The organism is Aquimarina addita (assembly GCF_039539305.1).
Classification (GTDB): Bacteria; Bacteroidota; Bacteroidia; order Flavobacteriales; family Flavobacteriaceae; genus Aquimarina; species Aquimarina addita.
Map to the genome: position 1 here is coordinate 20,439 of NZ_BAABCW010000013.1, position 12,252 is coordinate 32,690.

General features: G+C 30.7%; 14 protein-coding genes. 11 read left to right on the plus strand and 3 right to left on the minus strand.

The genetic code is table 11. The features are described 5' to 3' along the window. Window positions 1–27: 27 nt before the first annotated feature. A complete protein-coding gene (locus ABD816_RS15085; protein ID WP_344928793.1) occupies window positions 28–786 on the plus strand; it encodes a peptidylprolyl isomerase in 759 nt (252 codons plus the stop codon). Between the two features lie 119 nt (window positions 787–905). Here ABD816_RS15085 and ABD816_RS15090 read toward each other — a convergent pair whose 3' ends face one another. Further along, window positions 906–1,631 (minus strand): RDD family protein, encoded by a 726-nt coding sequence (locus tag ABD816_RS15090; protein ID WP_344928794.1) that lies wholly within the window; start codon window positions 1,629–1,631, stop codon window positions 906–908. Window positions 1,632–1,670: 39 nt separating this feature from the next. On the opposite strand from ABD816_RS15090, the gene ABD816_RS15095 reads away from it, so the two are divergent. From ABD816_RS15095 to ABD816_RS15135, 9 genes are all read left to right on the plus strand, one after another. Beyond that, window positions 1,671–2,630, plus strand: coding sequence for a stage II sporulation protein M (locus ABD816_RS15095; protein WP_344928795.1), 960 nt, complete (start codon window positions 1,671–1,673; stop codon window positions 2,628–2,630). Next, a complete protein-coding gene (locus ABD816_RS15100; protein ID WP_344928796.1) occupies window positions 2,620–3,543 on the plus strand; it encodes a hypothetical protein in 924 nt (307 codons plus the stop codon). Before ABD816_RS15095 ends, ABD816_RS15100 begins: the two co-directional genes overlap by 11 nt. Window positions 3,544–3,556: 13 nt before the next feature. Next, window positions 3,557–4,270, plus strand: a complete 714-nt coding sequence (locus ABD816_RS15105; protein WP_344928798.1) for a hypothetical protein — start codon at window positions 3,557–3,559, stop codon at window positions 4,268–4,270. Beyond that, on the plus strand, window positions 4,263–5,447 hold the full coding sequence (locus ABD816_RS15110) for a DUF4350 domain-containing protein (protein ID WP_344928800.1): 1,185 nt from the start codon (window positions 4,263–4,265) through the stop codon (window positions 5,445–5,447). Before ABD816_RS15105 ends, ABD816_RS15110 begins: the two co-directional genes overlap by 8 nt. Window positions 5,448–5,456: 9 nt before the next feature. After that, the gene (locus tag ABD816_RS15115) at window positions 5,457–6,449 is read left to right on the plus strand and encodes an AAA family ATPase (protein WP_344928802.1); all 993 of its coding nucleotides are present in this window, start codon (window positions 5,457–5,459) and stop codon (window positions 6,447–6,449) included. A gap of 11 nt (window positions 6,450–6,460) precedes the next feature. Further along, window positions 6,461–7,783 (plus strand): DUF58 domain-containing protein, encoded by a 1,323-nt coding sequence (locus ABD816_RS15120; protein ID WP_344928805.1) that lies wholly within the window; start codon window positions 6,461–6,463, stop codon window positions 7,781–7,783. Between the two features lie 209 nt (window positions 7,784–7,992). Next, window positions 7,993–8,418: a DUF2141 domain-containing protein gene (locus tag ABD816_RS15125; protein WP_344928808.1), complete on the plus strand. Its 426-nt coding sequence runs from the start codon at window positions 7,993–7,995 to the stop codon at window positions 8,416–8,418. A 300-nt stretch (window positions 8,419–8,718) separates the two neighbouring features. Beyond that, window positions 8,719–9,138, plus strand: coding sequence for a DUF2141 domain-containing protein (locus tag ABD816_RS15130; RefSeq protein WP_344928810.1), 420 nt, complete (start codon window positions 8,719–8,721; stop codon window positions 9,136–9,138). Between the two features lie 329 nt (window positions 9,139–9,467). Further along, complete coding sequence (locus ABD816_RS15135; protein ID WP_344928812.1) at window positions 9,468–10,418, plus strand: LysR family transcriptional regulator; 951 nt, start codon at window positions 9,468–9,470, stop codon at window positions 10,416–10,418. Window positions 10,419–10,435: 17 nt separating this feature from the next. Here ABD816_RS15135 and ABD816_RS15140 read toward each other — a convergent pair whose 3' ends face one another. Both ABD816_RS15140 and ABD816_RS15145 read right to left on the minus strand, forming a co-directional pair. Beyond that, on the minus strand, window positions 10,436–10,633 hold the full coding sequence (locus ABD816_RS15140; protein WP_344928813.1) for a hypothetical protein: 198 nt from the start codon (window positions 10,631–10,633) through the stop codon (window positions 10,436–10,438). A gap of 540 nt (window positions 10,634–11,173) precedes the next feature. Next, window positions 11,174–11,629: a DUF4442 domain-containing protein gene (locus ABD816_RS15145; RefSeq protein WP_344928815.1), complete on the minus strand. Its 456-nt coding sequence runs from the start codon at window positions 11,627–11,629 to the stop codon at window positions 11,174–11,176. A gap of 156 nt (window positions 11,630–11,785) precedes the next feature. Here ABD816_RS15145 and ABD816_RS15150 point away from each other — a divergent pair, with 156 nt between their 5' ends. Further along, on the plus strand, window positions 11,786–12,238 hold the full coding sequence (locus tag ABD816_RS15150) for a DUF4870 domain-containing protein (RefSeq protein WP_344928817.1): 453 nt from the start codon (window positions 11,786–11,788) through the stop codon (window positions 12,236–12,238). Window positions 12,239–12,252: the final 14 nt, after the last annotated feature.

Sequence of the window (12,252 nt, forward strand, 5' to 3'; positions counted from 1 at the left end):
TTGGAATTAAATTTTTAAATGTTTCAAATGTCATTTACCAAAGTATTAATATATAGTGTAATCAGTATTTTTATTATTTCTAGTTGTGAAGATACACAATCTAAAAAAAATAAACAGAAAATTACAAAAAATGAAGATAGTGTTTTAGTGAAAAAAACAAGCGAAAAAAAGAATATATCTCCCTCAAAATCAGAAACAGGAAAGAAGAGTTCCGCAACTGATACACTTCTAAAACCATTTCAATTATCAAATGAAAATGCCAGAGAATTTTTGCTTCAATATGGAAAAGAAAACCCAGAGACTCTCGTGCGGATCACTACAAGATATGGTGATATTGACATACAATTATATGAGCAATCTCCCTTACATCGTGCCAACTTTATATACTTAGTTAAACAAAATTATTTTGATGAAACTTTTTTTTACAGAGTAGCCAAAGGTTTTGTTATTCAAGGTGGAAATAGTGATCGTAACGAAATGGCTCAAAAACGTTTTGAAATTGGTGATTATACATTACCACAAGAACCCATAACAGGACTAAAACATACGCGGGGTGCAGTTGCTTTATCTAAACAATGGGTGGACAATCCATCTAATCGTTCTAATCCCTATGAATTTTTTATTGTAGTGGCTAAAAAAGGAGCCTACCATCTGGATGGTGAACATACTATTTTTGGCAAAGTAGTTAAAGGAATGAATGTGGCAGATAAAATATCAAATGTTCCTGTAGATGGCAGCGAATGGCCTAAACAGAATATATTCATTAAAGCATTCGTCCTCAAGTAAATACTCAACAAACTACCTGTTTATAAAGATACAAACTATTAGAAAAAAAGACTGCTTTATATACACAATCCTTATTCTGCCCAAGACCAATACACAGTTTGAATCAAACAGATCACAAATTAAATGGTTTGTGTATAATAACTATAATCTTTTAAAATTGTATCTATAAATTGTCGATCGTATAAGTCGGATTTTATTTCTAACACTTCTTCAACTCTGTTTCGTAACATCGTAAGTGTTCTAAAATCATTTGTTTTTTTTGCTATCAGATAAGTTTCTTTAATAATCCTAACGTCTTTATCCGTTAGTTTAGAAACCGTAAGAAATGAAGGTTGATAAAGATCCTCGACCTCTTCAAGAATTGTATGAGATATCTTTACTTTTTGTTTAGTTGTGATAACTACAGTTCCCGCTGCCGCATCTCCTAATCGCTGATGTTTTTCAGAAAATAAAATACTCAAAATTCCAATAGATCCCATAAACATCCAGATATCAACTAAACGTAATGTCCAACGAATTAAATAATTACTCCAATGTACCGGTAAACCATCTACTTTTACAACACGAATCTTTAATAACATTTTACCTACCGTTCTTCCATTAAAAATCATGTGCATCACCAGTGAATAAAACATGACTGGTAAGAAAAGTAAGGATTGCAGACCAAAAACAGTCCATGCATCACTAAAAACATAACCTAGTGCTTCTGTGATAATACTCACAATATAAACATATAACCAAATAAGAAAAAAGTCAATAAAAAAGGCTAACATCCTTTCTCCTATGCTAACCGTTTTATAAGCCAGATTTACATTTTGTGCAGTATTGATTGCTAAATTTGCCATTTACAAGTAAGTGATTATCTTTATCAAAAAAATTAATAGATGCGAGAAGCAGCTTTTGTGAAGCAAAATAAGGAAAAATGGGTAGCTTTTGAACAAGCAATTACAGAAAATTTCAGAATAAACCCAGATGATCTTGCGGATTACTATATCCAACTCACTAATGACCTTGCTTACGCACAAACGTATTACCCTGATAGCAAAACTTTATTATATTTAAACTCTATCGCCTCTCAGGCACATCAGAAAATATATATTAATAAAAAAGAAAACAAGAATAGAATTATTGAATTTTGGAAAACAGAATTTCCTTTATTCTTTTATCAATATCATAAAACCTTATTATATACCTTTATTCTGTTTGGAGTTGCTTGCTGTATCGGTATCATCTCTGCAATAAATGATGCTTCATTTTTGCGGTTAATTCTTGGGGATTCTTATGTTAATGAGACTTTAAACAACATCGATCAGGGAGATCCTACAGCAATTTATAAAAGCGGGAGTATGGTTGGCTCTTTTCTAGGTATAACTATAAATAATATCAGAGTTGCTTTGCTGGCATATGCCTTTGGAGTAATTACATCTATAGGGACAGGATATATTTTATTTAGTAATGGTGTAATGCTAGGTGCTTTTATGACGTTCTTTTACACAAAAGGATTACTATTTGAAGCTTCAAAATCTGTCTGGTTACACGGCACCATAGAAATATCTGTAATTGTAATCGCAGGTTGTGCAGGGTTAGTAATGGGAAATAGTATATTATTTCCAAAAACATTTTCCAGAAGAGTCTCGTTTATGAAAGGTGCTAAAGACGGTCTAAAAATTGTGATTAGCACGATCCCTTTCTTTATTGTTGCAGGATTTATCGAAGGGTTTATCACCAGATACTCTAATATGCCCGTTTGGCTAGCCATGTTTATTATTTTTAGTTCACTGGCATTGATCATTTTTTATTATATCTTATACCCAATATATTTAAATAAAACGCATGCAAAATAAATATATAGAACTAAAACAACGAAGAGATCTAGGCGGTATTATATCAACTTACTTCGATTTTTTTAAATATAATTTAAAAAGTTTCACAAACATCTTTATTAGTTACAATGGTATTTTTATATTTCTGTTACTTGGAGTAAGCTATCTTTTAGTTACAGGATTTATTGGTATGGCTAATGCCAGTTCAGGATTAAGTAATACAACAGAAGATGAATCATTGATGTACATAGGATTTGGTTTTTTACTCTTTTTTGTAATATTTATTGCCGTTGCAGCACTTAATTACAGCCTCGCTTCTGCTTATTTGATAACTTATAATAAAGAACGAAAAATTATCACTGATAAAAAGCAAGTTTGGGCAGTAGTGAATAAAAATATTGGTAAAATAATTGTTTTTATTCTTCTACTTGTTGTCATTTATATTGGAGTCTCTATCGTAAACATGATTATCGGAATCATTCCGCTTATAGGGTTTTTCGCCAATCTGATCGTTGGTTTTGCTGTCACTGCATGGTTTGGTGTTTCATTTATGGTTATGTTAAATGAAAATAAGAATGCCTCTAATGCTTTTGGAGAAGGCTGGAATCTGGTAGTAGGTAGCTTCTGGAAGAGTGTCTTAGTTAATTTAGTTCTTGGGTTTTTAGTCGGAATTCTGTTATTACAATTTATGCTTGTTCCTGGAATTCTAATTGGTGTATATTCTTTTCATTTAGTCGATACTAACATTAATATTGGTGAATCTGCTGTAGCTAAAATCATATATATTATAAGTACCTGTATTTTTTTAGTTATTTTTACGTATTCACAATCTTTATCTCAATTCATTAATGGAATTTTGTATTTTTCTCTACATGAAGGAAAATATAATATTTATACTCAGGAAAGAATAAATCAAATTGGTTCAGGTGATTAAAAAATACTTTTATTTGCTATACTTTATAAGTATAGCTTTCATACATTTCCCTATCCTCGCACAACAAGATTCATTGACTGTGGATATTGATGCCAGTGAAATCGTAATACAGGATTTTTCTACTAATCTAAATGAAAAATATAGTGGTAATGAATTTAATTACCATACTACAGAAGGTGAAGCACAGAACTTTCTTGCACGCGGAATTTTATGGCTATTACAAGGACTTCACAACATTTTTGGTATAGATGTTCATCCTGGATTTGCTAAACTAATAGAGATGATCATTTATATTATCTTAATTTCTGCTACTATTTATTTCTTAATCAAATTATTAATTGGTAAAGATGCCGTATCATTTTTCAGAAAAAAGAATACACTGGTAGCTCCTATTCATAGTACAGAAGAACATATAGATACGATTGATCTAAACGAATTAATTAAAAATGCACTACAAGAAAAAAATTATAGATTAGCAATACGGTATATGTATTTAAAAGCGCTACAAGAATTATCAATTAAAAATTTAATTACCTATCATTTTGAAAAAACAAATACCGACTATAAAAGAGAAATTGATGATGTATCGATTAGACAAAATTTTAATAGAATATCATACTTATATGATTATATCTGGTATGGAGAATTTGAATTAAATGAGCAAGGATATACTAACGCCAAAGAGTCGTTCGATCAGTTGAGTATAAAAATTAAAAATATTGGATAAAAGATCTAGAAATATACTCATCCTATTAGGTTTTGCCTTAATAGTTATAATAAGTACAGAGTTGTTAAGGCCACAACCTATAAACTGGGATACCAGTTATACATCTGCTGCTACAATTCCGTTTGGTGGGTATATCTTATATGAAGAATTAAAGGACCAGGAAGACAAGGAAATAACAAAAATTTCCAAAAACCCATATGAATTCTTAAATGACTCTCTGGATTATCAAAATTCTGTATATCTATTCATTAATTCAGGATTTGATTTTGACAAACGATCCTATGAAAAACTAATAACGTTTGTTGAACAAGGAAACTCGGTATTCATTGCTGGTACAAGATACGGATCTGTCTTTAGGGACTCACTAAATATTGAAACGGAAACTGAATATCAATTCACTGAAGAAGAAATCACCCCTACTTTCTTTACAAAATCTATATCACTGGATACTATACCTTCTTTTAAAAAAGGTATATACAAAACTGTTTTTAAAAGTTTTGATACCACGAGCACCACCGTTTTGAGTTATTATAAGAATGAAGAAGAAGCATTAAATCAAGTAAATTTTATAAAAATAAAAAAGGGAGCAGGCAGTTTGTATCTAAATACTTTACCTGAAGCTTTTTCTAATTATTATATGCTAGATGGCAATGAAGTATATGCAGCGACATCTCTATCATTTATCAAGGATAATTCTATGATTTATTGGGATGATTATCTAAAAGACGGGCGACAAATTATTGATTCACCTATGCGGTTTATATTAAATCAAGTATCCTTACAATGGGCATACTATGTTTTAATAATCGGATTACTACTTTTTGTTATTTTTAGAGGAAAAAGAGAGCAGCGTATTATACCAGTCATAGAACCTCTGGAAAACTCGTCTATAGAATTTACCAAAACTATTGGAGACCTTTATTTCCAATATAAAGATTACAGTAATATTATATCAAAAAAGATCAATTACTTCCTGGAAAGAACACGAAGCACCTATTACCTCAATACTAACGAATTAAATCCTCAGTTTATTGAAAAACTGGCAGTAAAAAGCAACCATTCATTACAAGAAACCGAAGAACTGATCAATTATATACGCCAGCTCAAAGAAAAGACTACACATAGTGAGGCAGACTTGATTACCTTAAATAAAAAAATAGAAGCATTTACATTATAGATATAGATTATGGAAGAAAATAATGAGCATCCAATAGAATTTAATAACAGAATCGACCTAAAAAATCTTCAGGAAGCTGTACAACAGATTAAAGATGAATTAAGCAAGATAATCATTGGTCAGCAAGATATGATTGAACTTTTGATCATATCGATTCTTGCAGATGGTCATTCATTGATTGAAGGAGTACCCGGAGTAGCAAAAACAGTAACTGCTAAGTTATTGGCTAAAACTCTGAACGTTAACTTTAGCAGGATTCAGTTTACACCGGATTTGATGCCTAGTGATATTCTGGGAACTTCTATTTTTAATGTAAAGACTTCAGAGTTCGAATTTAAAAAAGGCCCCATATTTTCTAATATTGTATTGATTGATGAAATTAACCGGGCTCCTGCAAAAACACAAGCAGCAATGTTTGAGGTTATGGCAGAACGTCAAATCACAATTGATGGAATTCAAAATAAGATGCAAGCACCTTTTTTAGTATTTGCAACCCAAAACCCTATCGAACAAGAAGGTACCTATGCGCTTCCTGAAGCACAGTTAGATAGATTTCTTTTTAAAATAAATGTAGGCTATCCTTCTGTAGAGGAAGAAGTGAAAATTCTGGAAGGTCATCATCAAAGAAAAAATACAGTGGCTACAGAAATGATTGAGCCTATTCTTAATGCACAACAAATTGCCGAATATCAGGATATTATTAAAAGTATACTAATCGAAGATAATCTATTAAAATATATAGCCTCTATAGTTACTAACACACGTAACAATGGAAATCTATATCTGGGAGCATCTCCAAGAGCATCAATCGCTATTATGAATGCCTCAAAAGCTTTAGCAGCTATCAATGGTCGTGATTTTGTAACTCCTGATGATATCAAAAAAATAGCTACTTCTGTACTAAGGCATCGCATTATATTAACACCAGAACGTGAGATGGAAGGATTTACTGCAGACAAAGCAGTAGTGCAAATAATAGAAACTATAGAAATTCCCAGATAGTGAAAGCTTTTTTGAAAAGTATATATATCAAAAACCTGTTTTTTATCGCATTTTTCTCAATAGCGACACTGTTTGTTATTTCCTTTTTCTTCAATAATGTATTCGGGATCGCTAAATTATTCTTATTGATCCTCATTGTTGTTTTTATTTTTGACATTTTACTATTATATATAAATAAATTAGGAACACAAGCGACCAGAGTCTTACCCGAAAAACTATCTAATGGTGATGAAAACAATATAGAAATCATAATTACTAACAGGTACCAGTTTAGAAGTAAAGTACATATTATTGATGAACTACCAATCCAGTTTCAATATCGAGACTTTCAGATAGCGACTACTCTAAAAGCTTCACAAAAAAAGAAAATCAATTATACTGTAAGACCTACAGAACGAGGAGAATTTCATTTTGGGAATCTAAACATTTTTACCTCCTCCCCTATTGGTTTAATTGCCAGAAGACAACAATTTTCTACAGAGGTTTCCGTTCCTAACTATCCATCTTTTTTACAACTAAAAAAATATGAGTTCATCGCTTTTACTAATAAATTAAAACTCTATGGACTTAAAAAGATAAGACGTATCGGCCATACACTAGAATTTGAACAGATCAAAGAATATGTAGCTGGTGATGATATCCGCAATATCAATTGGAAAGCAACTGCTAAGAGTAACCATTTAATGGTTAATCAATATCAGGACGAAAAATCTCAACCTATTTATTCTGTGATCGATACAGGAAGGGTGATGAAAATGCCATTTAAAGAATTGAGCTTATTAGATTATGCTATTAATGCTACACTTGTAATCTCTAACATTGCCATAAAAAAACAAGACAAAGCAGGCATGTTTACATTTTCGCGCAAAGTAGAAAATACAGTCGTTGCGCAAAGAAGAAAGAGCCAGATGAATCTGATTCTGGAAACATTATATAATATAAATACAGATTTTGCAGAATCTGACTTTGCAAGACTATATATTGATGTCAAACGTAGTATTTCTCATAGGAGTTTATTATTACTATATACTAATTTTGAAACACTGGATGCATTACATAGGCAGCTAAGATATCTACAAGCAATTGCAAAAACACACTTGTTAGTTATTATATTTTTTGAAAACACAGAATTACAGCATATTCTGGAACAACCGGCAGTTTCTACCAGACAAATTTTTGAAAAGACAATTGCAGAAAAGTTCGTTTATGAAAAAAAGATGATTGTTAATGAATTAAATAAACACGGTATCCATTCTATATTGACAGCTCCAGAAGACTTAACAGTAAATACCATAAACAAATATCTGGAGATCAAAGCAAGAGGCCTGTTATAAAATACTATCAGGTATTCAACCTCTAAAATTGTAGTTTATAATGCCCATTGCATAAATTATTTTCTTTGTTGTATATTGCTCTATAAAATAAGCTACTTAAATTACAGTAATAATCGTCAATAAATACCGAATAAAGGCTTAGAAGAAGAATGTAGATTAACAGATAAAATACTTAACCTGTTTAAAATAACCCCTAAATATTAATTCCTATGAAAAAACTATTTTTATTTTTTTTACTCATCGTCTTTGGCACCTCTATACAAGCTCAAAGTGATGATTTTGATGGCGTTTCAATTACAGTTACTGCAACTAATGCAAAGGAGTCTGATGCCAAAGTACGCTTTATGCTATATACACAAAGTAACTTTGACAAAAAAGAAGCTTTACAATCTGCAAGAGCTAAAGTTGTTAACGGAAAATCCGTTGTAATATTCAGTAACGTTAAACCTGGTGATTATGCCATTTTGTGTTATGAAGATGCTAATAACAATGTGATTATAGACAAAAAAGAAGATGGAACTCCAAAAGAAAAAACAGGAGCTTCTAATAATAGAAGTCAAAATGGTTCATCTACCTGGAACAATGCTAAATTCAGTGTAGGATCAGAAAATATTGAACTTGAGATAAACCTATAAGACATACCTACATAAGAGATCAAAAGTCCTGCTATTTTATAACAGGACTTTTTTTAGTCTCATTAATAACAAAGATTAATGAGTAGCTTAGTTCATAATTGTCAACAGATATACTATCAAATTTTTTTTATTTTAAACTTATAGCTCCATTCTTAAAGCAAACCTTTTTATTTAAACAAACCCATAGTATGTAATTTACAATTCATCCTATTTTTTCTACAGTTGAGAATTAAAGATTAAAATACCCTTAACTTTTATTAGATATTTGATTTATCAAAAAAAACTAATAAAATCAAACGTATGAAAACTTTACTCTTATTTTTTGCCCTTACTCTAATCAATCTCACTACTAATGCTCAAAAAAGTGATAAAGCTACAATAACTGTTACCGTACCTAATGTCTCAGGATCAGATGGACACGTGCTTTTTTCTCTTTATGATGAGACTACCTTTATGACACCATCACCTATACAAAGACGTAAAAGTGAAATTACAAATGGTATCGCTAAAATTACATTTACTAATGTCCCTGCCGGAGTTTATGGGATTACCTGTATACATGACCGCAATGATAACAAAAGAATGGATTTTGATGTTAACGGGATGCCTACAGAAAGCTACGGCGTTTCTAATAATAACATGAGCTATGGGCCACCTGTATGGAGTGATGCTAAATTTGAAATAAGCACAGAAGAATTAGCAATAGAGATTAGACTGTAATATAACTTTTCAAATGAATTACCTCAATCCAAGGATATGAGGTATCAAAAATAAGACCGCTACGCTATTAGAATCAGGAAACAAGACTTCTATATCCTGATTCTATACACTACACTCTAAACAGATCCTCGAGGAATTCTAATGATTACATCAAATAATTAATACATCTTTTGGTTCTCCGGGCTGGTTCTATTTAATAAAATATCATCTGACCATAGATGTGAAAAGATTAATTCCCTCAATAATACAATAGATAAAATAAATTTTTAGCATATTCTTAATAAATTTCATCAATAGCTTTTCTATTTTTGTGTTCCTAAATAAAGAATATGACCATAACACAATTACGCTATGTATTAGCTGTTGCAGAACATCAAAATTTCACAAAAGCTGCTCAAAAGACATTTGTTACACAGCCTACTTTAAGTATGCAAATTCAGAAATTAGAAGATGAATTAGATATTCTGATTTTTGACAGAGGTAAAAAACCTATAGAATTAACAGAAATAGGAAAAAGGCTGGTGCAACAAGCTCGAAACATTGTAAATGAAAGTGAACGTATTCAGGATATTGTTGATCAACAAAAAGGGTTTATCGGTGGTGAATTTAAATTGGGTGTGATCCCCACAGTGATGCCAACTTTATTACCAATGTTTCTCAATAATTTTATTAAAAAATATCCAAAAGTTAAATTAAAAATTGAAGAACTAAATACAGAAGCGATTATAGAACGGTTACATGATGGACATCTAGATGCCGCAATTGCAGCAACACCGTTACAAAACGAAAGTATAAAAGAGCGTGTATTATATTATGAACCTTTTGTGGGGTACATTCCTCAAAGTCATCGCTTGAGCCAAAAGAATAAAATTGATATCACAGATTTAGATATTGATGATATGTTATTATTAGAAGATGGGCATTGCTTTAAAGATAGTATTATTAACTTATGCAAAACTAGAAAAAGCTATGAAGAAGATCATTTTCAGTTAGAGAGTGGAAGCTTTGAAACATTAGTAAAATTGGCTAACGAAGGATTGGGAATGACACTGCTACCCTATCTTCATACGCAGGATATTAGTGATAAAGAAAAAAGTAACCTCCATTATTTTAATGAACCCTCTCCGGCAAGAGAAGTAAGCCTAATTTTTAATAAAAGCGAACTAAAGATGCAAATAATTGAAGCTCTGCACAGCACCATAGCTGGCGTCATTAAGGGAGCAATTACATTTCAAAATGTTCAGATTATAAGTCCTGTATCCAAAATAAAAAGCGACTAAAAAGTCGCTTTTCTATTTCATTTTTTTAAATAAATTAAACACGGTAATAACTCCGGTTGATGTAAAGTTAACGATTGAATCCAAAGTTTTAATTCTTCAATCTCATGCGGTAGTAATCTATTTAGTGCTTTAATTACTTCCTTTGTAAAAAGATTAACATCAAAACTAACTTTTTTAAGTACCGTTTTGGTGTAATCAAACATTGCTCTAGCCATAAATTAATAGGTGTTTAGAATTGTTAGGTTTATTACTAATAATGGTAGGAATAATCTTACGTTTTTAAAGTTGTTTAATCTAATATAGTTAAAATATATATTTAATCGGTACTTTAACCCTTATTTAACTTAGTTAAAAATTGTTATCTTTTTTGCCGACATCTCTCAAGTAGCCTAATTTACTGCCTTTTCTCAACTCTTTTTTATCTTTTTATTGTGCCATAACAACTTTGACTCTTAACGAATCTTTTGTATCAATCACGAGATAATATAGTATACCTAGATACTCTACACTAATAAATTCGATATTTATAAAAATGCTGTTAAAAAATAAAAATTGAAAATAAAAGATGTACCATAGAGGTAAATAAGCCTAATAGTAACGCTCTAAAAAAATTAAACTATCATTACGTAAGCAAAGAAAATGTCTTAATTCAGATTAAGCTTACCTCCTCCTTCATTTAAAAAATTGAAGATTACGTTGATAGCTATCTATATAGATCCGTTTTCTACAGTAGATTTAAAATAAGCAGACCTATATTACTTTTTTAATCTTACCGTCCATTCAAAATTAAATGTAGATACAACTACACCTTCTTTATTAGTACCTATTGATTTCATCCAAAAGGTTTGTCCTTCTCCAGTTGCAATCGTTTTATCAAGAGCATCTTTAATCAGATGCCCATCATTACATACAAATGTAATTCTACCTGTCGCCTTTTTAGTAAATGAAGCATTATTATTGGCTACTAACATAGATATTTTTTTACCACTATCTTTAATTTGACCAATCATCATAGCGCCTGTAGCTAGTTCTGCTGCCATTCCCTGTACCGCCCAAAACATAGAGTTGAATGGATTCTGATTCATCCATCTATGTTTTACACTGACTGTACAACTAGTATTACTGATAGCACGTACCCTTACTCCGCATAGCCATGCAGATGGCAACTTAAACATAGTGAAGGCATTGAGTTTTCCTGGTGTTAGCATCATTATATATGAGTTTGATTTGTCTAATGTATTGAAAAAGTATGGACATACAAAACAAACTTAAAACATAAATAAATGTTAAAAAACAGTACTATGTTTTGCATAATACCTTTTTTTAAACATATATTTGCATAAGCAACTATTATATACTTTTTGAAAATGACAACAAATAATCATAATAATATCGCAACCTTTATGCATTTAAGCATATTCTCTAAATATTTTATTCCTTTTGGAAACTACATCATCCCCATTCTCTTATGGACGACCAATAAGGTAAAATCAGAATTTATTGATACCCATGGAAAAGAGGCTATCAATTTTCAATTAAGTATTCTATTATACACTATTATTCTGGGAACAATTTCTTTTCCATTTTTTATATTCAATATTTTGGGAGATGCAGGCAACTTTGATTTATTAAGTAATAATGGTCTAAATATTAATTTCTCTAGTGGAGGAGGTTTTAGAACATTAATAGGAGCCTCTTTTATCGGGATTATAAGTCTTATTGGTTTCTTTTTAGAAATTGTTTTTATCATCATCGCATCTTTAAAAGCTAATAAAGGTGAACTATATAAATATCCACTAACTATTAGATTTATTAAATAATCAAAATGAATTCA

What these genes read in the sequence shown, in the direction of transcription:
- ABD816_RS15085 (WP_344928793.1), top strand. Translation starts at nt 28, where the DNA reads ATGTCATTTACCAAAGTATTAATATATAGTGTAATCAGTATTTTTATT.
- ABD816_RS15090 (WP_344928794.1), bottom strand. Translation starts at nt 1,631, where the DNA reads ATGGCAAATTTAGCAATCAATACTGCACAAAATGTAAATCTGGCTTAT.
- ABD816_RS15095 (WP_344928795.1), top strand. Translation starts at nt 1,671, where the DNA reads ATGCGAGAAGCAGCTTTTGTGAAGCAAAATAAGGAAAAATGGGTAGCT.
- ABD816_RS15100 (WP_344928796.1), top strand. Translation starts at nt 2,620, where the DNA reads ATGCAAAATAAATATATAGAACTAAAACAACGAAGAGATCTAGGCGGT.
- ABD816_RS15115 (WP_344928802.1), top strand. Translation starts at nt 5,457, where the DNA reads ATGGAAGAAAATAATGAGCATCCAATAGAATTTAATAACAGAATCGAC.
- ABD816_RS15125 (WP_344928808.1), top strand. Translation starts at nt 7,993, where the DNA reads ATGAAAAAACTATTTTTATTTTTTTTACTCATCGTCTTTGGCACCTCT.
- ABD816_RS15130 (WP_344928810.1), top strand. Translation starts at nt 8,719, where the DNA reads ATGAAAACTTTACTCTTATTTTTTGCCCTTACTCTAATCAATCTCACT.
- ABD816_RS15135 (WP_344928812.1), top strand. Translation starts at nt 9,468, where the DNA reads ATGACCATAACACAATTACGCTATGTATTAGCTGTTGCAGAACATCAA.
- ABD816_RS15140 (WP_344928813.1), bottom strand. Translation starts at nt 10,633, where the DNA reads ATGGCTAGAGCAATGTTTGATTACACCAAAACGGTACTTAAAAAAGTT.
- ABD816_RS15145 (WP_344928815.1), bottom strand. Translation starts at nt 11,629, where the DNA reads ATGATGCTAACACCAGGAAAACTCAATGCCTTCACTATGTTTAAGTTG.
- ABD816_RS15150 (WP_344928817.1), top strand. Translation starts at nt 11,786, where the DNA reads ATGACAACAAATAATCATAATAATATCGCAACCTTTATGCATTTAAGC.